The organism is Halomonas urumqiensis (assembly GCF_003028575.1).
Taxonomy (GTDB): Bacteria; Pseudomonadota; Gammaproteobacteria; order Pseudomonadales; family Halomonadaceae; genus Halomonas; species Halomonas urumqiensis.
Map to the genome: position 1 here is coordinate 1,045,452 of NZ_PYUD01000001.1, position 25,620 is coordinate 1,071,071.

General features: G+C 62.4%; 20 protein-coding genes. 12 read left to right on the forward strand and 8 right to left on the reverse strand.

The features are described 5' to 3' along the window. Positions 1 to 94: 94 nt before the first annotated feature. From hflD to C6V82_RS04475, 4 genes are all read right to left on the reverse strand, one after another. On the reverse strand, positions 95 to 736 hold the full coding sequence (hflD, locus tag C6V82_RS04460; RefSeq protein ID WP_102589654.1) for a high frequency lysogenization protein HflD: 642 nt from the start codon (positions 734 to 736) through the stop codon (positions 95 to 97). Next, complete coding sequence (mnmA, locus tag C6V82_RS04465) at positions 733 to 1,845, reverse strand: tRNA 2-thiouridine(34) synthase MnmA (protein ID WP_102589655.1); 1,113 nt, start codon at positions 1,843 to 1,845, stop codon at positions 733 to 735. The genes hflD and mnmA overlap by 4 nt, the downstream gene beginning before the upstream one ends. A gap of 156 nt (positions 1,846 to 2,001) precedes the next feature. Further along, complete coding sequence (locus C6V82_RS04470; protein WP_102589656.1) at positions 2,002 to 2,451, reverse strand: NUDIX domain-containing protein; 450 nt, start codon at positions 2,449 to 2,451, stop codon at positions 2,002 to 2,004. Then, entirely contained in the window at positions 2,448 to 3,086 is a 639-nt protein-coding gene (locus tag C6V82_RS04475; protein WP_102589657.1) for a pseudouridine synthase, read from the reverse strand. Before C6V82_RS04475 ends, C6V82_RS04470 begins: the two co-directional genes overlap by 4 nt. A 290-nt stretch (positions 3,087 to 3,376) precedes the next feature. Here C6V82_RS04475 and C6V82_RS04480 point away from each other — a divergent pair, with 290 nt between their 5' ends. The 4 genes from C6V82_RS04480 to clpA all read left to right on the forward strand — a co-directional run bounded on the left by C6V82_RS04480 (position 3,377) and on the right by clpA (position 10,187). Further along, on the forward strand, positions 3,377 to 5,614 hold the full coding sequence (locus C6V82_RS04480; RefSeq protein ID WP_102589658.1) for an NADP-dependent isocitrate dehydrogenase: 2,238 nt from the start codon (positions 3,377 to 3,379) through the stop codon (positions 5,612 to 5,614). Between the two features lie 337 nt (positions 5,615 to 5,951). Next, complete coding sequence (gene icd / locus C6V82_RS04485; protein ID WP_102589659.1) at positions 5,952 to 7,208, forward strand: NADP-dependent isocitrate dehydrogenase; 1,257 nt, start codon at positions 5,952 to 5,954, stop codon at positions 7,206 to 7,208. Between the two features lie 154 nt (positions 7,209 to 7,362). Beyond that, positions 7,363 to 7,761, forward strand: a complete 399-nt coding sequence (gene clpS / locus C6V82_RS04490; protein ID WP_102589660.1) for an ATP-dependent Clp protease adapter ClpS — start codon at positions 7,363 to 7,365, stop codon at positions 7,759 to 7,761. Between the two features lie 146 nt (positions 7,762 to 7,907). Then, positions 7,908 to 10,187, forward strand: coding sequence for an ATP-dependent Clp protease ATP-binding subunit ClpA (gene clpA / locus C6V82_RS04495; RefSeq protein WP_102589661.1), 2,280 nt, complete (start codon positions 7,908 to 7,910; stop codon positions 10,185 to 10,187). 64 nt (positions 10,188 to 10,251) lie between these two features. Here the strand turns inward: clpA and infA are convergent, their stop codons facing one another. The 3 genes from infA to aat form a co-directional block, all read right to left on the reverse strand. After that, complete coding sequence (gene infA / locus C6V82_RS04500) at positions 10,252 to 10,470, reverse strand: translation initiation factor IF-1 (protein ID WP_027961652.1); 219 nt, start codon at positions 10,468 to 10,470, stop codon at positions 10,252 to 10,254. Between the two features lie 139 nt (positions 10,471 to 10,609). Next, positions 10,610 to 11,347, reverse strand: coding sequence for an arginyltransferase (locus C6V82_RS04505; RefSeq protein WP_102589662.1), 738 nt, complete (start codon positions 11,345 to 11,347; stop codon positions 10,610 to 10,612). Further along, positions 11,344 to 12,114: a leucyl/phenylalanyl-tRNA--protein transferase gene (gene aat, locus C6V82_RS04510; RefSeq protein ID WP_102589739.1), complete on the reverse strand. Its 771-nt coding sequence runs from the start codon at positions 12,112 to 12,114 to the stop codon at positions 11,344 to 11,346. The genes C6V82_RS04505 and aat overlap by 4 nt, the downstream gene beginning before the upstream one ends. A 13-nt stretch (positions 12,115 to 12,127) precedes the next feature. Here aat and C6V82_RS18080 point away from each other — a divergent pair, with 13 nt between their 5' ends. The 3 genes from C6V82_RS18080 to lolA all read left to right on the forward strand — a co-directional run bounded on the left by C6V82_RS18080 (position 12,128) and on the right by lolA (position 16,246). After that, entirely contained in the window at positions 12,128 to 12,280 is a 153-nt protein-coding gene (locus C6V82_RS18080) for a hypothetical protein (protein ID WP_180978354.1), read from the forward strand. Beyond that, a complete protein-coding gene (locus C6V82_RS04515; RefSeq protein WP_102589663.1) occupies positions 12,277 to 15,465 on the forward strand; it encodes a DNA translocase FtsK in 3,189 nt (1,062 codons plus the stop codon). The genes C6V82_RS18080 and C6V82_RS04515 overlap by 4 nt, the downstream gene beginning before the upstream one ends. Positions 15,466 to 15,616: 151 nt before the next feature. Beyond that, positions 15,617 to 16,246 (forward strand): outer membrane lipoprotein periplasmic chaperone LolA, encoded by a 630-nt coding sequence (gene lolA, locus C6V82_RS04520; protein WP_102589664.1) that lies wholly within the window; start codon positions 15,617 to 15,619, stop codon positions 16,244 to 16,246. Positions 16,247 to 16,275: 29 nt separating this feature from the next. Here lolA and C6V82_RS04525 read toward each other — a convergent pair whose 3' ends face one another. Next, on the reverse strand, positions 16,276 to 17,613 hold the full coding sequence (locus tag C6V82_RS04525; RefSeq protein WP_102589665.1) for a replication-associated recombination protein A: 1,338 nt from the start codon (positions 17,611 to 17,613) through the stop codon (positions 16,276 to 16,278). Between the two features lie 230 nt (positions 17,614 to 17,843). Between C6V82_RS04525 and C6V82_RS04530 the strand changes: the two genes are divergently transcribed. The 5 genes from C6V82_RS04530 (at position 17,844) to C6V82_RS04545 (ending at position 25,525) form a co-directional block, all read left to right on the forward strand. Further along, positions 17,844 to 18,386 carry a hemerythrin domain-containing protein gene (locus C6V82_RS04530; RefSeq protein ID WP_102589740.1) on the forward strand — a complete coding sequence of 181 codons (543 nt, stop codon included), beginning with the start codon at positions 17,844 to 17,846 and terminating at the stop codon, positions 18,384 to 18,386. Positions 18,387 to 18,574: 188 nt separating this feature from the next. Continuing rightward, on the forward strand, positions 18,575 to 19,351 hold the full coding sequence (gene murI, locus C6V82_RS04535) for a glutamate racemase (protein WP_102589741.1): 777 nt from the start codon (positions 18,575 to 18,577) through the stop codon (positions 19,349 to 19,351). Positions 19,352 to 19,399: 48 nt separating this feature from the next. Next, on the forward strand, positions 19,400 to 20,506 hold the full coding sequence (gene trmA / locus C6V82_RS04540) for a tRNA (uridine(54)-C5)-methyltransferase TrmA (protein ID WP_102589666.1): 1,107 nt from the start codon (positions 19,400 to 19,402) through the stop codon (positions 20,504 to 20,506). Between the two features lie 50 nt (positions 20,507 to 20,556). After that, positions 20,557 to 20,694, forward strand: coding sequence for a hypothetical protein (locus tag C6V82_RS18085; protein ID WP_180978355.1), 138 nt, complete (start codon positions 20,557 to 20,559; stop codon positions 20,692 to 20,694). Next, positions 20,687 to 25,525, forward strand: a complete 4,839-nt coding sequence (locus C6V82_RS04545; protein WP_102589667.1) for an NAD-glutamate dehydrogenase — start codon at positions 20,687 to 20,689, stop codon at positions 25,523 to 25,525. Before C6V82_RS18085 ends, C6V82_RS04545 begins: the two co-directional genes overlap by 8 nt. The last annotated feature ends 95 nt before the right edge of the window (positions 25,526 to 25,620 follow it).

Sequence of the window (25,620 nt, forward strand, 5' to 3'; positions counted from 1 at the left end):
CGGGTTCCGAAGCAGTAGAGAGTCGTGGTGGAAGTCGTGGTGGAAAGCCGTGGTAGCGCAGAATAATGGGCCGGCGAGTCGGTGCTTGCGTGGCTCAGCCCAGTTGGTCGACCGCTTTCTTCAGGGCGCCGCGCTGGAAGACCAGTTTCCAGCGCCGCCCGCCTTGCTGGTGCCACAGCAGCGCGAAGCGAATGCCGGCCAGCAGGATGGCGCGCACCCGTTCGGGCATCATGCGGCTTTGCAGAAGCGATGGGTCGCCCTGAACCACGATGCGCGTCTTGAGCGTGGAAAGCGTCTCTTGATAGGCCTCGCCCAGGCTTGCAATGACATTTTCGTGGGTCTCACCGAAATGCTCGGCCTGGCCTTGGATACGTGTCAGCCGAGTGCCGAGGTCGCTCATCATCGCGTCATTGGTGCGCAGCTTGTTCATCAGCAGCAACAGTGAAAAGCCATAACGAAGCACCACCGGGTTGGCCTGCTTGCGGCCGATTACCGCGTCGAGGACCTCGATGCCACGGCGAAGATTGTTGGGATGTCCGCCGTAGATCGCCTCGAAACTTTCCGGGTTGGTGTCTAGCGTGGCGCGGATCAGGGTATCCCAGGCACGCTGGTCGACCTGGCCAGTGCGAGCCAGTTCATCGACCAGGCTTGCGGCCTGGAAAACACCGGCGAGAGCCAGCGCCTGGCGGCTGGTCGGGTCATCGGGAACCCGGTGAATCGGGGTGGAGGCAGTCATGCGCTTCGCTCCGCGGCATTCCAGGTGTCACGGATCACACCGCCGCCCAGGCAGATGTCACCGTCATAGAGGACCAGCGACTGGCCGGGGGTCACGGCACGTTGGGGGTCGCTGAAAAGTATCTCGACACCGCCATCATCGCGAGTGTGCATCCAGCAGGGCACATCGCCCTGGCGGTAGCGGGTCTTGGCGGTGAAGTGACCTTGCGCCGCCGGTGGTTCGCCAGCCACCCAGTCCATTGTCTCGGTGGCCAGGGCGTCGGTGTAGAGCAGCGGGTGGTGCTTGCCTTGCACGGCAATCAGCACGTTGCGCGATAGATCCTTGGCGGCCACGTACCAGGGGTCTTCAGGATGATGTGCCAGCCCACCGATACCCAATCCCTGGCGCTGGCCAAGGGTGTAGTACATCAGCCCCATGTGTTCACCGATCACCTCGCCCTCAGGGGTCTCGATCACGCCTGGCTGCGCCGGCAGGTACTGCTTGAGGAAATCGCTGAAGCGACGCTCGCCGATAAAGCATATGCCGGTGGAATCCTTCTTGCGGGCGGTGGCAAGGCCGTGGCGTTCGGCAATTTCGCGAACCTCAGGCTTTTCCAGTTCACCTACGGGAAACAGGGTGCGCGCGATGGCCGCCTCGGGTACCGCGTGCAGGAAGTAGCTCTGATCCTTGTTGGCGTCCAGGCCCTTGAGCAGGCGCGCGCGGCCCTCGCGGATCCCGCCGCGCACATAGTGCCCCGTGGCGATCTTCTCGGCACCCAGCATCTCGGCGTACTCGAGGAACACCTTGAACTTGATTTCGCGGTTGCACAGGATATCGGGATTGGGCGTCCTGCCGGCGCGGTACTCGGCCAGGAAGTGTTCGAAGACGTTGTCCCAGTATTCGGCGGCGAAGTTGGCGGTGTGCAGCTGGATACCGAGCTTCTCGCACACCGCCTCGGCATCCGCCAGGTCGGCCTTGGCGGTGCAGTACTCGGTGCCATCGTCCTCGTCCCAGTTCTTCATGAACAGGCCTTCGACCTGATAGCCCTGTTCCAGCAGCAACAGGGCGGACACGGAAGAATCGACGCCGCCGGACATGCCGACGATCACCTTGCCTGTGGTGGCGGTCATGGGTGCTCTCGGAATCGGTGAATCACAAATGGGCGGTGATTATACATCACTCGAGCGGGAAGCTCGAAGAGCGGTGCCTCGCGCCTGGAAACTCGACGAACATCCCTCCAGGGGATGGAGGGCCCCATTCGCTTTCCAGCTCGGCGCGAAGCACGGCTAGCGTTCGTGCAACACATTCATGGGAAAGAAGCGTCCGGCTAGGGTGTCGCGAACACGGCGCATCACCAGCGGGCTGCGCATGCGGCCCTGGCGGTCCAGCACTTCCAGCTCGTCGAGGGTCAACCAGTGCACGGCGTGTATGGCCCGGTCGAGCTCGCTGCCGAGATGAGCGAGCGCCATCCCCGAGAAGCCGTGGCTATGAAAGGTCTGGCCATCGGGGGCATGGTAAACGTAGAGGCCGAGATAGTCGGTGAGGCCAACCTGCCAGGCTGTCTCTTCACGCACTTCGCGCAGGGCGGCCTCCTTGATGCGCTCGCCAGGCTCCAGGTGCCCAGCGGGTTGGTTGAACAGGGTATGTGGGCCTCCGCGGTCTTCCTCGACCATCAGGAAGGCTCCGGCGCGCTCCACCACGCTTGCGACAGTGACATTGGGGTGCCAGCGGTTCATCTGCGTCCTCGTCCATTATTTGCAGTGGCCTTGCCGGTCCGGGGCTTGCGTTTCTGCGAGCCTGGCGGTTGGCGTCCGGCGGGCGGAGCCGGGGCATGCAGTGTTTCCCGGCGCCATTCTCCGGGCGCCAGGTCAGCGAGCCGCCACGCGCCGATGGCGACTCGCACCAGGCGCAGCGTTGGATGGCCGACATGGGCCGTCATGCGGCGAACCTGGCGATTGCGCCCTTCGCTGACCGTCATCTCCAGCCAGGTGGTGACCGGGTGACGCTTCGGGTCCAGTGGTGGTGTGCGTTCGGGCAGTCCACTGGCCTCGAGCCGACGTACCTTGGCGGGAAGGGTCGGACCATCCTTCAGCTCGACACCTCGCCGCAACGCCGCCAGGGCGTGCTCACCCGGAATTCCTTCCACCTGTACCCGGTAGGTCTTGGGCTGCTTGTGTCGCGGGTGGCTGATGCGGTGTATCAACTCGCCATCGTCGCTGAGCAGCAGCAGTCCTTCTGAATCGTAGTCGAGCCGCCCCGCGGCATACACACCGGGCACGCCAATGACATCGGCAAGCGTCGCTCGTCCATCCTTGTCAGTGAACTGGGACAGCATGCGGTAGGGCTTGTTCAGCAGGTAGAGGATGCTCATGGGCCAAGCTTACCGGTAAGCCGGACAGGATGGCAGGGGGGAGCCTTCTAGCGTGTCAGCCATATTGCGCATACGCCGGGTCGGGGTGGCTGGTATAATGTTCCCGCTCTCCGGGAGAGCTTCGTTCTGACGAGGCCTGCCGAGACTCCGCCACCGGTGCGATGTCGCGCGCATCCCTGCCGGATCACAACATGGGGAGAGCAACACGGGGTCCCCCATTCCAGTCATCGTCAGCGCGCGCCAGCGGTACCGTTCCTGCTGTCGCAGCGACCAGAGAGATCAACGCAACCATGTCCAAAACGCCGAAGATTATCTACACGTTCACCGACGAAGCGCCTGCGCTGGCGACCCACTCGCTGCTGCCGATCATCGACGCCTTCACCGATGCCGCCGGCATCGAGGTGGAGACCCGCGACATCTCCCTTGCGGCGCGGATCCTCTGCCAGTTCCCCGACTACCTGGGCGAGGACAAGCGCGTCGAAGATCATCTGGCGGAGCTTGGCGCCCTGGCCAAGACGCCGGAGGCCAATATCATCAAGCTGCCCAACATCAGCGCCTCCGTACCGCAGCTGCGCGCGGCGATCAAGGAGCTGCAGGGCCAGGGCTACCCCTTGCCGGATTACCCGGACGAGCCGGCAAGCGACGAAGAGCGTGACATCAAGGCGCGCTACGACAGGACCAAGGGCAGCGCCGTCAACCCGGTGCTGCGCGAGGGCAATTCCGATCGCCGCGCGCCCAAGGCGGTCAAGGAATACGCCCGCAAGTACCCGCACCATATGGGCGAGTGGAGCCAGGCCTCGCGCACCCACGTTTCGCACATGCATGGCGGCGACTTCTACCACGGCGAGAAGTCGATGACCCTGGATCGCGCCCGCAACGTGAAGATGGAGCTGATCACCGCCAGCGGCGAGACCCGGGTGCTCAAGCCACGGGTCGAGCTGCAGGAAGGCGAGATCATCGACAGCATGTTCATGAGCAAGAAGGCGCTGCTCGACTTCTACGAGCGCGAGATCGAGGATGCCCGCAAGACCGGCGTGATGTTCTCGCTGCACGTCAAGGCCACCATGATGAAGGTCTCGCACCCCATCGTGTTTGGCCACTGCGTGCGGATCTTCTACAAGGAGGCCTTCGCCAAGCACGGCAAGCTGTTCGATGAGCTGGGGGTCGACGTCAACAACGGCATGGCCAACCTCTACGAGAAGATCGACACCCTGCCCGAGAGCCAGCGTGACGAGATTGTCCGTGACCTGCATGCCTGCCACGACGAGCGCCCGGAGCTGGCGATGGTGGACTCGGCACGCGGCATCACCAACTTCCACTCGCCCAGCGACGTGATCGTCGACGCCTCGATGCCCGCCATGATCCGCTCCGGCGGCAAGATGTATGGCGCCGATGGCCGCATGAAGGACGTCAAGGCGGTGATGCCGGAGTCTACTTTCGCCCGTATCTACCAGGAGATGATCAACTTCTGCAAGTGGCACGGCGCCTTCGACCCCGCCACCATGGGCACCGTGCCCAACGTCGGCCTGATGGCCCAGAAGGCCGAGGAGTACGGCTCCCACGACAAGACCTTCGAGGTGCCCGAGGCCGGCGTTGCCAACATCACCGACCTGGACACCGGCGAGGTGCTGCTCACCCAGAACGTCGAAGAGGGTGACATCTGGCGGATGTGTCAGGTCAAGGACGCGCCGATCCGCGACTGGGTCAAGCTCGCCGTGAACCGCTGCCGCGACTCCGGCATGCCGGCGGTCTTCTGGCTCGACCCCTACCGCCCCCACGAGAGCGAGCTGATCAAGAAGGTCCGCACTTACCTCAAGGACCACGACACCGAAGGGCTCGTCATCCAGATCATGTCCCAGGTACGCGCCATGCGCTACACCCTGGAGCGCGTGATCCGTGGCCTCGATACCATCTCGGTGACCGGCAACATCCTGCGTGACTACCTCACCGACCTCTTCCCGATCCTGGAGCTGGGCACCAGCGCCAAGATGCTCTCCATCGTGCCCTTGATGGAGGGTGGCGGTCTGTTCGAGACCGGCGCCGGCGGTTCCGCGCCCAAGCACGTCCAGCAGCTGCTCGAGGAGAACCACCTGCGTTGGGACAGCCTGGGCGAGTTCCTGGCGCTGTGCGCCTCCCTGGAGCACCTCGCCAAGACCTTCGACAACGAGCGTGCCGCTCTGATGGCCGACGCGCTGGACAAGGCCACCGGCCGGTTCCTCGAGGAGAACAAGTCGCCGTCGCGCAAGGTCGGCGAGATCGACAACCGCGGTAGCCACTTCTACCTGGCGCTCTACTGGGCAGAAGCGCTGGCGGCTCAGGACAGGGACGCCGGCCTCAAGGAGCGCTTCGCCCGGCTGGCCGAGACCTTGGTGGCCGAGGAGGCGACCATCATGGAGGAGCTCAACGGCGTCCAGGGGCAGCCGATGGACCTCAAGGGGTACTACCATGCCGACCACGAGCTCGCCCGCTCGGTCATGCGCCCCAGCAAGACCCTGAACGACGCCCTGGCGCTGGTCGCCAAGGCCTGAGGCCAGGAGCCTGTCGGACTTAACGCTGATCTACTGCGAGATCCGGTCTTTCGGCCAATTTCATTCGATCTGATTCGTTAAATAGCGGGCTATTCGCCTCATCAGATCGATAAACTTGTCTCGAAATCCGAATCTCTCGCTACGATCGGTCAAATCCGACAGGCTCCTATCGTTCCTGGCGCATCGTGCCCCCGCGCGGGGCAGACCCTGAAGCCCCCGTCCGCCGCTTGGCGGACGGGGGCTTCATCTTTATGTCGAAGGGGTGGGTGATGGGTCGGATGGGGGGATGATGCTATACTCCGCGCTCCACTGCACACACCACACAGGGGAGTTCTCAATGGGATTCCAGAAAATCGTCGTCCCTGAAGGCGGCCAGAAGATCACCGTCAACGCCGATAACACCCTGAACGTGCCGAACGAGCCGATCATTCCCTTCATCGAAGGTGACGGCATCGGCATCGATGTGACACCGGCCATGAAGATCGCCATCGATGCGGCCATTCAGAAAGCCTACAACGGCGAGCGCAAGATCCACTGGATGGAAGTCTATGCCGGTGAGAAGGCCACCCAGGTCTACGATGCCGACACTTGGCTGCCTGAAGAGACCCTGGAAGCCGTCAAGGACTTCGTTGTTTCCATCAAGGGGCCGTTGACCACGCCGGTAGGTGGTGGCATACGCTCATTGAACGTGGCGCTGCGCCAGAAGCTCGACCTGTACGTCTGCCAGCGTCCGGTTCGCTGGTTCGAAGGCGTGCCGAGCCCGGTCAAGAAGCCCGGTGACGTGGACATGGTCATCTTCCGCGAGAACTCCGAAGATATCTACGCGGGTATCGAATGGAAGGCCGGTACGCCGGAAGCCGACAAGGTAATCAAGTTTCTGCGTGAGGAGATGGGGGTCACCAACATCCGTTTCCCCGAGAATTGCGGCATCGGCGTCAAGCCGGTGTCCGAGGAAGGCACCAAGCGTCTGGTGCGCCAGGCCCTGCAGTACACCGTTGACAACGACCGCGAGTCGCTGACCCTGGTGCACAAGGGCAACATCATGAAGTTCACCGAAGGCTCCTTCAAGGATTGGGGCTACGAGCTCGCCAAGCAGGAATTCGGTGCGGAACTTCTCGATGGCGGCCCGTGGATGCAGTTCAAGAATCCCAAGACCGGCAAGACCATCGTGGTCAAGGACGTGATCGCCGATGCCATGCTGCAGCAGATTCTGCTGCGTCCGGCCGAATACGATGTCATTGCCACCCTGAACCTGAACGGCGACTACCTCTCCGATGCCCTGGCGGCAGAAGTGGGCGGGATCGGCATCGCGCCGGGGGCCAACCTGGCCGATGCCGTGGCGATGTTCGAGGCGACGCATGGCACCGCGCCGAAGTACGCTGGCCAGGACAAGGTCAATCCGGGGTCGCTGATCCTCTCTGCCGAGATGATGCTGCGTCACATGGGCTGGGTCGAGGCCGCTGACCTGGTGCTCAAGGGTATGGAGAAGGCCATCTCCAAGGGCGAGGTCACCTACGACTTCCATCGCCTGATGGACGATGCAAAACTTCTCAAGTGTTCCGAGTTCGGTAAGGCTGTCGCAGACAACATGTAAGTCGTGAGCTGAGCCCGGGGTCCCCGTCCGCCAGCAGGTGGGCGGGGGTCTTTGCTTTGAGACACAGCGACATGAACCCTGTCGGCGCCACGGCGTCCAATCAAAGTTGAGACGATCGAAGGTGACCGGCTTGTCGAGATGGAATGTGGCTCTTATGTTCAATGAAGACAAGGTGACGTGGCGCGACGTGTGGTCCGGCGCAAGCGCTGGCATGACACGCCCGCCCGGCGCCGGTGACCAACCGGGCGAGGAGAGCGACGATGACCTGTCGGTACAGACCGCAGAGCCAGAGCTTGCTCGCCCGCCGATGTACAAGGTGGTGTTGCACAACGATGATTTCACGCCAATGGAGTTCGTGGTCGAGGTGTTGCAGACATTCTTTCACCTGGATAGCGAGACTGCAGTGCAGGTCATGCTGACCGTTCATACCCAGGGCAAGGCGACCTGCGGCATATTTACGCGTGACATAGCTGAAACCAAAAGCCATCAGGTCAATCAATACGCTAGAGAGTGTCAGCATCCGCTGCTATCGGACATCGAAGCAACGGACTGATGACCCCCGGACATGGTCGTACGTAGGGTTTGAGTGGTCGGCCGTTGGCGAGTGTGCTTGCAACGGCGGCAATTGTGCCCGATGTTGATGATGCCGGACCATGAACGATCCGACGCAATGCCCTGGGCGGCAAGAAGGGGACTGCCATGCTGAGCAAAGAACTTGAACTGACCCTGAACACGGCCTTTACCGTGGCGCGCTCCAAGCGGCACGAGTTCATGACCGTGGAGCACCTGTTGCTGGCTCTGCTGGACAACGCCTCCGCGGCCGATGTTCTTAGAGCTTGCGGGGCCAACCTCGACAAGCTGCGGTCCGACCTTCAGGACTTCATCAATTCCACCACGCCGCTGATTCCCGAGGATCAGGGGGATCGCGAGACCCAGCCTACGCTTGGTTTCCAGCGCGTGCTGCAGCGTGCGGTCTTCCACGTACAGTCCTCGGGCAAGAGTGAGGTCACCGGCGCCAACGTGCTGGTGGCAATCTTCTCCGAGCAGGAGAGCCAGGCGGTCTATTTTCTCAAGCAGCAGAATGTGGCAAGGGTAGATGCCGTCAACTACATCGCCCACGGCATCTCCAAGGTGTCCGGCCATGACCAGGCGCCGTCGTCTTCGCCCTCGAGCGATGCGGAGGATGCCGAGGAAGGCAGCAGCGAAAATGGCTCCAACCCGCTGACCGGCTATTCCACCAACCTCAACGAGCAGGCTCGACTCGGCAAGATCGATCCATTGATCGGTCGCGAGCATGAGCTGGAACGCGTCGTTCAGATTCTGGCGCGGCGTCGCAAGAACAATCCCTTGCTGGTAGGGGAGGCCGGCGTCGGCAAGACGGCCATCGCCGAAGGGCTTGCCAAGCGTGTCGTCGAGGAAGATGTGCCCGACGTGATCAGCGATGCGGTGGTCTACTCGCTCGACATGGGCGCACTGCTTGCCGGCACCAAGTATCGGGGTGATTTCGAGAAGCGTCTCAAGAGCTTGCTGGCCGAGCTGCGCAAGCAGCCGAATGCCATCCTGTTCATTGACGAGATCCATACCGTCATTGGTGCGGGTGCCGCGTCTGGCGGTGTGATGGATGCCTCGAACCTTCTCAAGCCACTGCTCTCTTCCGGCGAGCTGCGTTGTATTGGCTCGACCACCTTCCAGGAATACCGTGGTATCTTCGAGAAGGATCGTGCCTTGGCGCGGCGTTTCCAGAAGGTCGATGTGCCAGCGCCTTCGGTCGATGACACCATCCGTATTCTCAAGGGGTTGCGCTCCCGCTTCGAGGAGCACCACCAGCTCAAGTACACCGATTCGGCACTCGAAACGGCGGCGCGTCTGGCGGATCGCTACATCAACGACCGCTACCTGCCCGACAAGGCCATCGATGTGATCGACGAGGCAGGCGCGCATCAGCGCTTGCTGCCGCCCGAAGTGCGTGTCGATACCATCGATGTCGACCAGGTCGAAGCGGTGGTAGCGTCCATCGCACGGATTCCGCCGAAGAGTGTTTCCAGCTCCGATCGCAAGCTGCTCGAAAAGCTCGACCGCGATCTCAAGATGCTGGTGTTCGGCCAGGATGAGGCGATCGATAGCCTGTCTGCCGCCATCAAACTCTCGCGGGCCGGTCTCAAGTCACCCGACAAGCCGGTGGGCAGCTTCCTGTTCGCCGGGCCCACGGGGGTCGGCAAGACCGAGGTGGCTCGCCAGCTGTCGCATATCATGGGCATCGAGCTTGTGCGTTTCGACATGTCCGAGTACATGGAGCGTCACACCGTGTCTCGCTTGATCGGTGCGCCTCCCGGCTATGTCGGTTATGACCAGGGTGGGCTGTTGACCGAGGCGATCACCAAGAACCCCCATTGTGTGCTGTTGCTCGACGAGATCGAGAAGGCGCACCCGGAGGTCTTCAACCTGTTGTTGCAGGTCATGGATCATGGTCGTCTCACCGACAACAATGGCCGCGAGGCGGATTTCCGCCATGTGATCCTGATCATGACCTCCAACGCCGGGGTCGAGCAGGCCACGCGCCGCTCCATCGGCTTCCAGCACCAGGATCATTCCACGGATGCCATGGAGGTGATCCGCAAGACCTTCTCGCCGGAATTCCGTAACCGCCTGGATGGCATTATCCAGTTCCACGCTCTACCCGCCGCGGTGGTGCGCAGCGTGGTGGACAAGTTCCTGGTGGAACTGCAGGCGCAGCTCGACGAGAAGCGGGTTCAACTGGATGTGGACCTGGAGGCACGCGATTGGCTTGCCGTGAAGGGGTACGACCCCGACATGGGCGCGCGCCCCATGGCCCGATTGATCCAGGAGAAGCTCAAGAAGCCACTGGCGGAAATGATCCTGTTCGGCGAGTTATCCGAACACGGCGGGATCGTTCACGTCAGCGTGGAAGAGGGAGAACTGCACCTGTCGACCGAAGCCGAGCTTGCCGACGCGCCCTGAATCGTCGATCCACGGCATGACCACAGCGCCCTGTCATTGACGGGGCGTTGTCGTGTCTGCGGCGTCAGCGGGAGCGGTAGACGATGCGGCCTTTGGTGAGGTCATACGGGGTCAGTTCGACCTTGACCTTGTCACCGGTGAGGATACGGATGTAGTTCTTGCGCATCTTTCCGGAGATATGGGCGGTCACCACGTGACCGTTCTCGAGCTCGACGCGGAAAGTGGTATTGGGAAGAGTGTCGACGATGACGCCTTCCATTTCGATATGGTCTTCACGTGCCATATAGGCGGTTCCTCGCTGATGGTGGTGCGGTACGACACGACTCTGTCGGGCAAGGTGCCAGATGAGCTGTGCCAGAAGAATAGCGCGATATTGTGCCGCATGCCCGCCAGCAAGGCAAAAAAACGCCGTGCCGTAATGCTCACATGGTGATCATGCGGCGCCAGTGACGTCCATCAAGCATCTCGAGTGGCCGAAAGGACTGCTTGTAGTTCATCTTTCGGCAATCACGTATCCAGTACCCCAGGTAGACATGCGGCAGTGATTGTTGTTGCGCCTGGTTGACCAGCGACAGTACCGCGTAGGTGCCGAGCGAGCGCCGAACAAGGGATTCGGCGGGGTCGAAGAAGGTATAGATCGCGGACAAGCCATGTTCGAGCTGGTCGAACGCGGCGACCGCCACCAGCCGACCCTCGAGACGAAATTCGAGCAAGCGGGCATATTCCTGGTCGAGGGTCAGGAAGGTACGGTACTGCTCATGGCTTGGCGGGTACATGTCGCCATCGGCATGCCGGTTGCGAATGTAGTGGGCATACAGGGCATAGTGCTCGGGATCGAATATCGCAGGGCGGATATGCGAAGTGAGGTCGGCGTTGCGCCGTGTCAGCTGGCGTTGCTTGCGGCTGGGGGTGAACTCCGCCACCGGGATTCGCACCGAGATACACGCGCTGCACCCCTCGCAGTGGGGGCGATAGAGATGACGACCGCTGCGCCGGAATCCAAGCAGGGCCAAGGCATCGTAGACACCCCGGCCCGGTGACTCCTGGGGGTCGAGGAACAGCGTCGTGGCCTCGCGCTGTTCAAGGTAACTGCAAGCATGCGGTACGGTGAGGAAAAACCGCAGGTCACGTACCGGCTGCCGGGGTGCATTGCTGCTCACCGCGTGCTTCCCTCCCGCGTGGGGTGTGTCGACAAGCCAGACGAGGTGTCTGATGTCTCGAATGACCAACTGGTCGGCACAAAGCCGAGATCAGCCGATGCGTGGTGCTTTGGGCGACCCAGCCACTTCTCAAGATAGCCGATGAACTCGTGCCGGGCGATATCCCGGGCGCCCAGGCTTTGCAGATGGCGGGTGTGCATCTGGCAATCGATAAGTCGGCCACCACCGGCCTGCATGGCGCGTGCCAGGGTCACCAATGCGACCTTCGAGGCGTCGGCCTCACGTGAGAACATCGATTCACCGAAGAATACCGGGCCAAGTGTTACGCCGTAGAGCCCGCCTACCAGGCGCTTTTCTCGCCACACTTCGACTGACTGGGCTGCACCCAGGCGGTGAAGTTCGGCATAGGCGTGGCGCATGTCGTCGGTGATCCAGGTGCCGGGCTGGTCATCGCGGGGTGCCGCGCAGCCATCGACAACGGCATTAAAAGCCGTGTTGGCGCTGACCGTGAAGCCCGCGTTGCGCATGCGCTTGGCCAGGCTTCTGCGCACGATCAGTTGATCCGGGAACAACACCATGCGTGGATCCGGGCTCCACCACAGGATGGGCTGGTCGTCGCTGAACCACGGGAAGATGCCTCGCTGGTAGGCGGCAAGCAACCAGTCGGCATTGAGTTCGCCGCCGACCGCAAGCAAGCCATCGGGGTCGGTCAATGCCTCGTCCACTGGCGGGAAGTGGATCGGGCGAGGGGCTAGCCAGGGCAACATCGAGCGTGCATCCATGCGGTATGGACTCTACAGTGTGACGCCCGAGGTGCATTGGCTCAAGACACGCTGTGATGGTGGGCTCGAGCTCGGTATGATTGGCGCGACGGAACAGATGGACGCCATGACGGTACGCCACATCAATGGCGCAAGGGGGATCAACGCTTGAGTGTCAACAAGAAGTCCTCGCCACGCAAGGTAAGCGCGGCGAATGCCAAGGAAACGGCAAGGCGTTTCGGCCTGAAGCTGCAAGGCTCGGCCCGCGAGGGCGTTGCGATCGTGCTGCTCGCGACCTGTGTCTTCCTGCTGCTGGCGCTGTTCAGCTTCCAGCCCGCCGACCCCGGTTGGTCGCAAAGCGGGCCTGAGACCAATGTCGAAAACTGGATGGGGCCAATCGGTGCCTGGTTGGCCGATGTTCTCTACTCGCTGTTCGGTGTCAGTGCGCTATGGTGGCCCGGCATGCTCGGCTTCGCCTCCTGGCGGTTGCTGCGCGCCCGCCAAGTACATCTTGAATGGGATGCCACTGCCCTGGCGGTAAGGGGTGGGGGGCTTGTGCTGCTGCTGCTCGGCACCACTAGCCTGGGTGCCCTGCATTTCTACATTCCCCCCGGTGAAACCCCGCTGCCTTATTCGACAGGCGGAATTCTCGGTGAGGGGCTGGCCGGTGCGCTGATACCGATGGTTGGCATCGGTGGTGCCGGGCTGCTGTCCGTAGCCGCCATGTTGTGCGGTTTTCCATTGTTCACCGGCATGTCCTGGTTCACGGTGATGGACGAGCTTGGTCATCGAGCCCTGATGCTGTGGCGCTGGAGCGCCGAGCGGTTTGCCTTCACCCGCGAGCGTGAGGAGGACGACGCCTCGGCGCCCGAGCCCTCAGCGAAGCAGCAAGCCCCTGAATCACAGCACGCTCCCAAGCCACCTGAGACGGACGGTTCTGACGAACAGACGACCGCGCCACGCCGTCGCTGGTGGCAGCGTCTTGTGCCGGGGTCTCGCCGCGTGCCTGACCTGGATGCCGCCGCAGATGCCCGCCAAGAACCAGGCTTCGGCAACGACGGCAGCACCGAGATTCCCTGGGAAGTGCCGGAGCATACCCCCTCGGCCAAGCAGCCCGCTGCGGCGTATACCGCTCAAGCCAAGCAGGCCCCGACAGTGGGTGTGTCGAGGGGCGTGACGCCACCGGCATCTAGCGCCAACCAGTCGTTGCCACCTGCCGACGAACACCGCGTGCCGGAACCCATGCTGCCCGACGACGATGAGGTGCCGTCCGCCTGGAGTGGTCCGTCGCTACGTGCCAGCCGCCACGACGATGGTGAGTCCGCCACGGCGCAGGAATCGGCGTTGATGTCGGCTGCCAAGGGCGGGGAGGAGCCATCGCAGGATCAGCGGGTACACAACGATGAGGCGCCTCGGGCACAAGCGTCATCCGGCTCCTCGCCGCACTCTCCGGTACGCGATACCGGGCGGCGCGAACCGAGTCTGGTGGACTGGCAGGAGGCCGACTGGGATGACGCCGCCGATGACGACGAGCCACGCCTTGGCTGGGAGCCGGCGACCCCTGCGCAGGTGCAGGATGACACCCAGCGCAGTGCTGACTCTCCAGCGCCTGATGCGCCGGGCACGCGGCGCGAGACACCACCGCCACTTCAGCCGCCCGAGCCTTTGCAGGGCGAGGATGAAGACTTCCCCGAGACTGAGCGTGCGACTCTGCCAGAGACAAGCACCGTGCCCCATGTCGCCACCGCCGAGCAGGCCCGTGAGGCCGCTGATGACGAGGGCATGCGGTTGTGGACGGTGGAGCACCTGCAGAGCCAGCGCCCGCAGTTCGATGACCTTCCCGAACCCGATGGCGATGTCCCGAGCCTGCGTCTGCTGACCCCGGCCGAGCCCCAGCAGCGCAACTATACCCCGGAGCAGCTTCAGGACATGGCCGAACTGCTCGAGGTGCGGCTTCGTGAGTATGGGGTCAAGGCTGAGGTGGTCGATACCTGGCCGGGGCCTGTCATCACGCGCTTCGAAATCAAGCCGGCGGCCGGGGTGAAGGTCTCCAAGATCAGCAACCTGGCCAAGGACCTGGCGCGCTCGCTGATGGTCAAGAGTGTGCGGGTCGTTGAAGTGATTCCGGGCCGGCCGACGGTGGGCATCGAGATTCCCAATCCACACCGCGCGATGATTCGGCTGCGTGAAGTGATCGATTCCGATCGTTACCAGCAGGAGGCCTCGGCGTTGACCATGGCGCTCGGCCAGGACATTGGTGGTGGCCCGGTGGTGGCCAACCTCGGCAAGATGCCGCACCTGCTGGTGGCCGGTACCACGGGCTCGGGCAAATCGGTGGGGGTCAATGCCATGCTGATCTCCATGCTGCTCAAGGCCACGCCGGATGAGCTCAGGCTGATCATGGTCGACCCCAAGATGCTGGAGCTTTCCGTCTACGATGGCATTCCGCACCTGCTTGCGCCGGTGGTCACCGACATGAAGGAGGCGGCCAACGCGCTGCGCTGGTGTGTGGCGGAAATGGAACGCCGCTACAAGCTGATGGCGGCGATGGGCGTGCGCAACATTGCCGGCTTCAATGCCAAGCTCGACGAGGCCGAGCGGGCCGGCGCCCAGGTGGCCGACCCGCTGTGGGAGCCGCAGCCGTGGGAGATGCATCAGTCGCCACCGGTGCTGGAAAAGCTTCCCTACATCGTGGTGGTGATCGATGAGTTCGCCGACATGTTCATGATCGTCGGCAAGAAGGTCGAGGAGTTGATCGCGCGCCTGGCCCAGAAGGCGCGTGCGGCGGGTATCCACTTGATTCTGGCTACCCAGCGCCCTTCGGTGGACGTGGTGACCGGCCTGATCAAGGCCAACATCCCAACCCGCATGGCCTTCCAGGTCTCGTCCCGTGTCGATTCGCGCACCATTCTCGACCAGGGCGGCGCCGAGAACCTGCTTGGCCACGGTGACATGCTCTATCTGCCGGCGGGCTCGGGCCTGCCGACTCGCGTACATGGGGCCTTCGTCGATGACGATGAAGTCCACCGGGTGGTCGAGGACTGGAAGCGCCGAGGCGAGCCTGAGTACATCGATGAGATCCTGTCCGGTGGCGTATCCGCCGAGGCGCTCACCGGGCTCGAGGCCGATGGCAGTGGCGATGGTGACGATGCAGAGCAGGATGCGCTGTATGACGAGGCGGTACAGTTCGTGACCGATACACGGCGGGCGTCCATTTCGGCGGTTCAACGACGCTTCAAGATTGGTTATAACCGAGCCGCCCGGCTGGTCGAGTCCATGGAAATGGCAGGCGTCGTCTCGTCCATGGGCACCAACGGCTCGCGAGAAGTGCTTGCCCCACCCCCCATGCGCGATTGAGCGTTCAGCCCGTAGAGCGTCGCCTGTTGGCGACGCTCGATCTCAACCTTGCATTCACCATGGAAGCGCGGCCCCCCATTGAAACCTGCCGGGGGATCGCGTGTCCGACTGACAGGAATTCACGATGGACCCGTCCAGGGAGACAGCGACGATGTTAGTGAAGAAGACCCTTGCCGCATTCGCCATGAGCCTTGCCATGCCGCTTTCGGCGTTGGCCAATGAAGGGGCTGAGCGGCTAACGCACCTGCTCGAACCTCTCGAGACCTATGAGGCGAGCTTCGAGCAACAGATCCTCGACGCTGATGGAGAGCGCCTGCAGGAGGCCGAAGGCCGCATGTGGCTGTCGCGTCCCGGCAAGTTTCGCTGGGAAGTGGATGCGCCCTACCAGCAGGAGGTGGTCTCCGATGGCGAGGAGGTGATCCTGTACGATCCTGATCTTGAGCAGGTCACGGTCCAGGCACTCGATCAGCGAGTCACCCATACCCCGGCCTTGTTGATCTCCGGCAGCGCCAACGATCTCACCGAGAGCTATCAGGTCAGCCGCCAGCAGCAGGGCAGCGCCGAAACCTTCACGCTCATGCCGACTGACGCCGATACGCTGTTCGAGGAACTGAAACTGACGTTCCGTGGTGAACAGCTCACCACGCTTCAGATGACTGACAGCACCGGGCAGCGCACTGCTATCGAGTTTCGAGAGATTCGCCAGAATGGCGACATCGACGATGAACGTTTCTCCTTCGAGATTCCCGAAGGCACCGACGTGATTCGCGATTCCCAGTAAGCTTGAAACGAGACGCGCTTGGCTCCTGCTTACGCGTCTCCGCCATCCGCCTTCGCGTCCAGCTCAGCCCGCCACGCCATCAACTGTCCATAACGCTTCTCCTGACCGAACTCGCTGGGTTGGTAGAAGCGTGCTTTTGGCAGGTCTTCCGGCCAGCAATCATGATCGCTTCCGGCTGGGTAGCCATGTGGTTCGTTGTGGGCGTAGCGATAGCCCTGGCCGTGGCCCAATGACTCCATCAGCTTGGTGGGGGCGTTGCGCAGGTAGGTCGGTACGTCCACGTGGGGCTGGCCGGCAACGAACGCCTTGGCCTGCTTCCAGGCCTTCTCGACCGCATTGCTCTTGGGCGCCACGGCCAGGTGGATCGCCGCGTGGGCAATGGCGCGCTGGCCCTCGTAGTCACCAAGGCGCAGGTAGGCATCCCAGGCGGACATCACCAGCGGCAGGGCACGTGGGTCGGCATTGCCGACATCTTCCGAGGCGATAGCGGCCAGCCGGCGAACCACATCGAGTGGGTCGCCACCACCCTGCAGGAAGCGGGCGATGTAGAGCAGGGCGGCGTCTGGTCGCGACGAGCGGATCGACTTGTGAATCGCCGAGAGCAGGTCGTAGTAGTGGTCGCCCTGCTTGTCGAAGGCGCTGGCCTGGTGGCCAAGCACATCCTCGATGGCCTCGCGAGGCAGCACTTCACCATCATCATCGGCCCGGGCGAAGTCACAGGCGGTCTCGAGCAACCCCAGGGCGCGCCGTGCATCACCGGCGGCGGCCCTGGCCAGCATGGCCAGAACCTCGTCGGTGGCGCGTATATGGCGCTCGCCGAGGCCACGCTCAGTGTCGGCAAGTGCCCGCCGCAATACGTCGATAAGCTCCGTTTCGTCAAGCGACTTGAGCACATGCACCCGGGCACGTGACAACAGTGCCGAGTTGACCTCGAAGCTGGGGTTCTCGGTGGTGGCACCGATCAGTGTCAACAGGCCGGATTCCACGTGGGGAAGCAGGGCGTCCTGCTGGCTCTTGTTGAGGCGGTGGATCTCGTCGAGAAACAGCAGGGTGGTTTGGCCATGGGCGTCACGGGCCTGGGCGCGCTCCACCACCGCGCGGATTTCCTTGACGCCTGCCATCACCGCCGAGAGATGTTCGAGGCTGGCGCCCGACTCGGCCGCCAGGATCTCCGCAAGCGTGGTCTTGCCGGTACCCGGCGGCCCCCACAGGATCATCGAACGCACCACGCCGGTCTCGACCATACGTGCGAGAGGCTTGCCCGGGCCCACCAGCGCCTGCTGGCCGACATACTCGGCCAGCAGGCGCGGTCGCATTCGCCAGGCGAGAGGGGCGGCCCCAGCGCTTTCCTGGGCGAACAGATCCATATCGACTCCTTACGTTGATGCGTGGCGGCGGCATCGTTCCCGACCGGCTGCTAGAGTAATTCTGGCTCCGGCGATGGAACCTGTCCTGTGATGGAACGTATCCTTGACGCCATGCGTCGCGCTGTCATCCGAGGCAGGGCCGTCGAAGCGCAATGAACCCTGTCCGCGATGGCGCATCCAAGGGAGAGTGCCATCTCCCCGTGTTACCTACAGGAGGGCCCGACATGCCCATGCTGACCCAACTGCGTCTGGATCATGCCAATATGGCGCGCATGTTGCACGTCCTGCAGCTCAAGCAAAAGGCGCTTGCCAAGGGTGAGCGCCCCAACTTCCAGCTGGTACGTGAGGTGGTGGACTACATTCTCGACTACATGGATGGCTTTACCATGCCGCTGGAGCGGCTCCTGGGCGAGCAGCTTCATGATGTGGCGCCGGAGAGTGTCGAGCTTACCGAGCGGCTATCCACGGATTATCGAGCGTTGAAATCACGGCTGGCCAGGCTCTCCAACGATCTCGACATGATCCTGATGGATGCCGTGGTGCCCATGGATCGCTTCGCGGAAGATCTCAAGGCCTACCTGGATGCCCACCGTGCCTATTTACGTGACGAGCGCGAGGAGCTGTTCCCGTTGATTCGCGACCACTTCGGCGAAGAAGACCTCGACCGGCTCGCCAAGGCCTTGCCGGAAGGAGCGGCCGCCAAACTCGAACGCCTGCAGCAGGCCTACCCGGAACTGTACGCCGAATTGCGTGACGCCCCGGAAGTCATCTAACCGCGGTTCGAATGAGGTGATTTGCTGTCGCCCCCCCGCTGTCAGCATGGCTGGGGGCTATCGTCTGGGTAAGGTAGAATGTCCGGCATGTTCAGCCGAGTGTTCGTCATGCCTACCGACCCCCTGCGCCCTCGCATGTACCCCCAGCCGCTCAATGCACCCTGCCGCCGCCTGCGGAAACCATGCTGATGGCCGGGCCTGTGCTGGTATTCGATTCAGGCGTGGGCGGGTTGTCGGTGGTATCGGCATTGCGACAGCGCTTGCCAGGAGCGGCACTGGCCTACGTCTGTGATAACGCCATGCTGCCCTACGGCATGCGAGAAGACGCTTGGCTTGCGGGCCGAATTCTCGAGGTCTGCAGCGCCGCTGTGGCCGCCAGTCGTTGCAGCGCCCTGGTCGTGGCCTGCAATACCGCCAGCACCCTGGCGTTGGCCGAATTGCGTGAACATCTCGATATTCCGGTGATTGGCACCGTGCCCGCCATCAAGCCGGCGGCGGGACTGAGCCGAACCGGCCATATTGGCCTGTTGGCCACCAGCGCCACGGTCGCCAGGCCCTACACCCTGAAATTGATCGAGGCGTTCGCGTCCGAGTGCCGGGTGACCCGAGTGGCCGCCGACCCCTTGGTCCAGCAGGCCGAACGCTGGCTTGCCGGCGAGGTGCCGGACATCGACGTCATCCGTCGATCACTCGCACCGCTCTGGGAAGACCCCGAGCTCGACGTCGTGGTGCTTGGGTGCACGCATTTTCCACTGTTGCGTGATTGGCTCACGCCTGATGCGCACCGCGAGGTGGCGTGGGTCGATTCAAGCGATGCCATCGCCCGCCGCGTCGCCGAGGTGGTATCCGCCATCGCCGCTGCCGATGGTCTCGGTGAGTGCTTTGTCACTGCCCCGGCCCCGCGCCTTACGGCAGGGTTTGCCTCTTTCGGCTTTGCGCCGGCCCAGGTGCTGTCGCTGCCTTGAACGATACTCTCCAAACCTGATTATCCGCCTGCATAGTGAGGAGTTTCCTTGTCCATTCCCGTCGTCGACCGCGCCCGATATGACCAACAGCTCGATGCGAAGCGCGAGCGTATTACCGAGCGGTTCGCACGCTTCTCGCCACCCGCGCTTGAGGTCTATGCGTCGCCGCCGGACCACTATCGACAGCGCTGCGAGTTTCGGATCTGGCATGAGGGCGAAGACCTCTTCTACGCGATGTTCGAGGTTGACCGCGAGGACCCCGGGAAGAAGCAGGTGATCCGCCTGGATGACTTTCCAGTGGCCAGCCGGCGCATCAATGCCTTGATGCCGGCGCTGCTGGATGCCATTCGTGATGACTCGCTGATGCGTCGCAAGTTGTTCCAGGTCGAGTTTCTGACCACGCTTGCCGGCGAAGCGCTGGTCACGCTGATCTACCACCGCCCACTGGACGACGCCTGGGAATCCCGGGCGCGGCAACTGCAGGAGCAGCTTGGGGTGATGATCATCGGCCGCGCGCGCAAGCAGCGGCTGGTGCTGGCGCGCGATCATGTCTGGGAGCGCCTGGAGGTGGATGGCCATGAATTCGTCTACCAGCAGGTAGAGAACAGCTTCACCCAGCCAAATGCCGAGATCTGCCGCACGATGTTGAGCTGGGCGCGGGATGTGACGCGCGATTCGCAGGACGCGGACCTGGTTGAGCTTTATTGCGGCAACGGCAATTTTACAGTGGCGCTTGCCGAGAACTTTCGACGCGTGCTTGCGACCGAGATTTCGCGTACCTCGGTGGCTAGTGCACGCGAGAACCTGGCCGCCAATGGCATCGAGAATGCGGTGATCGGCCGTATGTCCGCCGAGGATTTCGCTGCGGCTCTCAAGGGTGACAAGGGCGGGCGACGAGTGGCTGAATGGGCGCTAGACGACTACGATTTCAGCACCGTGCTGGTCGACCCGCCGCGCGCCGGCCTGGATGAAGCGAGTTGCCGACAGCTCAGCGATTACCCACGTATCGTCTATATTTCATGCAATCCGCAGACACTGGCGGATAATCTCGAGACGCTGGCCGAAACCCATGAGATTCGTCGCCTGGCGCTGTTCGACCAGTTTCCCTGGACGCACCACTGCGAGTGTGGCGTGTTGCTCGAGAAGCGGCGATAACTCTGCATCCTGGGGGGCTGTCAAGTGGCGATGCCTAACCGACATGCTCCATGAGCAAAACGTCACGTTGGTGGGGTCTGCCCAGGGAGTGGAGTAAGCTTGCCGGCAAGTCGGCCAAGCTGGCCGCCGTGTTGAATACTCCCGGCCGTGGCATGCGGCCGTTGGCAGCCGAGGTGATGGATGTATAACGTTGCGCAAGATGAAACCCGACAGGATGTTCTCCAGCAGCTTGCCGAACGCTTGAGGAGTCGATTGGACAAGGACAAGGCCGATGAAGTCGAGGCCTTCGCCCGCTACTTCTATTCAAGCGTGTCCTTCGATGACCTCATGGATCGTCGGCTGGACGACCTCTACGGCGCGACACTCTCCATCTGGCACTTCCTTCAGGAGTTCAATCCGGCAGACCCCAAGGTGCGGGTCTTCAACCCTGATTTCGAGCAGCATGGCTGGCAGTCCGCCCACTCGTTCGTCGCCGTGCTGCATGAGGATATGCCGTTTCTTGTCGATTCGGTACGCATAGAGCTCAACCGACGCGGCATGACAGTGCATGCCATCCACAACGCGGTGCTCGAGACCCAACGCGATGGCAAGCATCACCTCAAGTGCGTTGTCGAGCCGGGTGGGAAGGCTGCCTCGCAGGCGCGTGAGTCGCTGATCGTGATCGAGGTCGATCGCCACTCGGACCCGGCCGTGCTGGAGGATATCCAGGCAAGTCTCGACGAAATATTGATCGATGTGCGTACCGCCGTAGCGGATTTCGATGCCATGCGCGAGCGGGTGAAGGAGGCCATCGAGGAGGTCCGCGCCTGCCGTCCGCCTCAGGTAAGCGAAGTGGATCACCAGGAGGCCATCGCGTTTCTGGAGTGGCTCCTGGAAGAAAACTTTACCTTCCTTGGCTATGACGCATTCGATGTCGTGAGCAAGGGCGGCAAGCAGGAGATTCACAAGGTCAAGCGGAGCGAGCTGGGTGTCTTTCGCCTCGACCAGCCGCGTTATCAGGAGCGGATTCGTACTGAAACCGGTGTCGAGGACGATCACTTCGTGCTGGTGCCTCAGCTACTGTCGTTCGCCAAGAGTGCTCACCATGCCCGTGTGCATCGACCGACTTACCCCGATTACATCTCGCTCGACCGCTACGATGAAAAGGGTAACGTTATCGGCGAACACCGCTTCCTGGGGCTGTTTGCCGCCACTGCCTACAATGATTCGCCGCGTAACATCCCGCTGCTTCGGCGCAAGCTCAAGTCAGTGATGGAGATCGCCGGGTTCAATCCCAAGGGGCACAACGGCAAGCAGTTGTTGCAGATCCTTGAGGTCTACCCACGAGACGACCTGTTTCAGATCGATACCCAGGAGCTTGCCGACACCGCGCTTGGCATTCTCAGCATCCGCGAGCGTCGCCGTGTCAGGCTGTTCATCCGCGAGGATCGCTCCGGGCGCTTCTATTCGTGCATGGTATTCGTGCCTCGTGATGTGTTCTCCACCGAACTGCGTCTGCGCATCCAGAACCTGCTCTGCGAGGAGCTCAACGCCAGTTTCGGCGATTTCAACACCTACCTGTCCGAGTCGGTACTGGCGCGCATCCAGTTCATCCTGCGCTTCTCGGGTGAAACGCCGGTGGATTATGACCTCAAGCGCCTCGAGGCCAAGGTCATGCGGCTGGCTCGCAACTGGCGTGATGACCTTCAGACCGCCAGCATCGAGGGCTTCGGCGAAGAGCAGGCCAACCTTCTGATGGACCGCTTCCGCGACGCCTTTCCGGCCAGCTACCGGGACGACTTCAGCGCGCGCACGGCGGTATTTGACCTGCAGCACATCATCGAGCTCGAGGAAGGCGCGCCACTGTCACTGTCGCTGTATCGACTGGTCGAGGAGGAGGGCAGCGGGGTCAACCTCAAGCTGTTTCATGCCGGTAAGCCGATTCCGCTCTCCGATGTACTGCCTATGATGGAGAACCTGGGCCTGCGGGTGATCGGTGAGCGCCCCTACGAAATCGAGGCCAGCGACCACACCTACTGGATTCATGACTTCGACCTCGAGCACCACACCAGTACCGAGGTCAACCTGCAGGAGATGCGTGGCCCCTTCATCGAGGCATTCAAGCGCATCTGGGCCGGCGAGGCGGACAACGATGCCTTCAACCGCTTGATCATCGGCGCCAACCTGGACTGGCGCGAAGTCGCCATGTTGCGCGCCTATGCCCGCTACCTGAAACAGATCCGCTTTGGCATGTCGCAGGATTACATCGCCTCGACGCTGGCCAGCCATCCGGAGATCACCCGTGAGCTTGTGACGCTGTTCGAACTTCGCTTCGACCCCGAGGACCGCCCGCAGGAAAGCGAACTCGACGACTGCCTGGCGCGCATCCAGGGCCTGCTCGATGATGTGGCAAGCCTCAACGATGACCAGTTGCTTCGCCGATTCGCCGAGCTGATCCAGGCCAGCCTGCGCACCAACTACTACCAGACGCATGCTGACGGAAGCCACAAGGACTATCTGTCGATCAAGCTCCAGCCGTCGAAGATCACCGGCATTCCCAAGCCACGCCCGATGTTCGAGATTTTCGTCTGCTCGCCGCGCGTCGAGGGTGTGCACCTGCGCGGTGGCAAGGTGGCGCGTGGTGGCCTGCGCTGGTCCGATCGCCAGGAGGATTTCCGCACCGAGGTACTTGGCCTGGTCAAGGCGCAGCAAGTCAAGAATGCGGTGATCGTGCCGGTGGGCGCCAAGGGTGGCTTCGTCTGCAAGCGGTTGCCGGAAGGGGATCGCGAAGCGTTCCAGAAGGAGGGCATCGCCTGTTATAAGACCTTCATCCGCGCCTTGCTCGATGTTACCGACAATCTGGTGGGCGGCGAGGTGGTGCCACCCGAGAGCGTGGTGCGTCATGACGATGATGACCCCTACCTGGTAGTCGCGGCCGACAAGGGGACCGCGACCTTTTCCGACATCGCCAACGAGATTTCCAACGAATATGGTCATTGGCTGGGCGATGCCTTCGCTTCCGGTGGCGCCAACGGCTACGACCACAAGAAGATGGGCATTACCGCCAAGGGCGCCTGGGAGTCGGTCAAGCGTCACTTCCGTGGCCTGGGTATCAACACCCAGCAGGACGAGTTCAGCGTGGTGGGTGTCGGCGACATGGCCGGCGATGTGTTCGGTAATGGCATGTTGCTCTCCGACAAGATTCGCCTGGTGGGTGCCTTCAACCATCTGCATATCTTCGTCGACCCGGCCCCCGATGCCGCGATCACCTTCGCCGAGCGAAAGCGCCTGTTCGACCTGCCGCGCTCGAGCTGGGAAGACTACGACACGACCTTGATCTCGCAGGGCGGTGGCATCTTCAAGCGGTCTGCCAAGTCGATCGCCGTCACGGCGCAGATGAAAGAGGTCTTCGCTATCAAGGAGGACAAGCTCTCGCCCAACGAGCTGATCCAGGCAATGCTCAAGTCCCACGTCGATCTGCTCTGGAACGGCGGTATCGGGACCTATGTGAAGAGCAGCGAAGAGACCGATGCCCAGGTGGGTGACAAGGCCAACGACGCCTTGCGAATCAATGGCCGTGAGTTGAACTGTCGAGTGATCGGTGAGGGCGGCAACCTTGGCATGACCCAGCGTGGCCGCATGGAGGCTTCCGCCCATGGCGTACGCCTCAATACCGATGCCATCGACAACGCCGGTGGCGTGAACTGCTCCGACCACGAGGTCAATATCAAGATTCTCGTCGATGAGGTGGTCAAGCGCGGTGACATGACCGACAAGCAGCGCAACCAGCTGCTTGCCGACATGACCGAGGACGTCTCGGAACTGGTGTTGCTCGACAATTACCGCCAGACCCAGGCGCTTGATCTCTCCGAAATCCTCTCTGGCCAGGGCATCGGACCTTTCCGTCGCTTCATCAGCGAACTGGAAGCGGCTGGCCAGCTCGATCGTGAGCTCGAGTTCCTGCCCACCGACGAGATTCTTCAGGAGCGCAGCGTCAATCAGCAGGGGATGTTGCTGCCTGAGCTTGCCGTGTTGATCTCCTATGCCAAGAGCGTGCTCAAGGGCGACCTCATCGCCTCCGACGTGCCGGATGACCCGACGATATCCCACTATGTGGAACGTGTGTTTCCCAAGGTGCTGGTCGAGCGTTACCACAATGAGATGTACGAGCACCGACTCAAGCGCGAGATCGTCGCCACCCAGGTATCCAACGACCTGGTCGACCATATGGGGGTCGTGTTCGTGCGACGCTTGATGGATTCCACCGGTGCCAATCGCGCCGAGATCGCCCGGGCCTACGTGATAGCTCGCGAGGTGTTCCAGCTTGGCGCATTGTGGGAAAAGATCGAAGCGCTAGATAACCAGGTCCAGAGCCGCGTTCAGTACGACATGATGCTGGGCCTCATGCGCCTGATTCGGCGTGCTACACGCTGGTTCCTGCGCAGCCGTACCGGCATGAGTCCACGCGAGGCAATCGACTATTTCACGCCGCGTGTGGCCCAGGTGCAGGAGAGCCTTGCCAAGCGGTTGCGTGGCGAGGAACGTGAAGCTTGGGAGGCACGTCGCGACGAGCTGATCGCCGCCGGCGTGCCGGATGCGTTGGCCTCGACCGCCGCTGCCGCCAATAGTCTCTACGCGGCACTCGGGATCATTCAGGCGGCACGTCAAGCCAACGAGAAGCCGCAGAAGGTCGCTGAGGTGTTCTACGAGATCGGCGACCGCCTCGAGCTGCCATGGATGATCCAGCAGATTACCGACCTGCAGGTTCGCGACAGCTGGCAGGCCCAGGCACGCGATACCTTCCGCGATGACGTCGACCGCCAGCAACTGTCGCTGACCGTCAGCGTCTTGCAGATGGAAGGTGGGCCGCGAGATGCCGCCGAGCGGGTCGACCAGTGGTTGTTGCTGCACGACGCCATGCACCAGCGCTGGCGTCGACTGCTCGAACAGGTGGGCAGCGGTGCCCAGGGTGGCTTCCCGCTGTTCGCGGTGGCGGTACGTGAGCTGGTCGACCTGGCCGAGAGCAGCCGCGAGACCTGATCAGGTCTGTGGCAGGCCCCTGCTGCTGAAGTGCTGAACCCCGCCGAATGGCGGGGTTCGTTGTTGGGTTTCAGTGAACCCTCGAGTGACCTCTG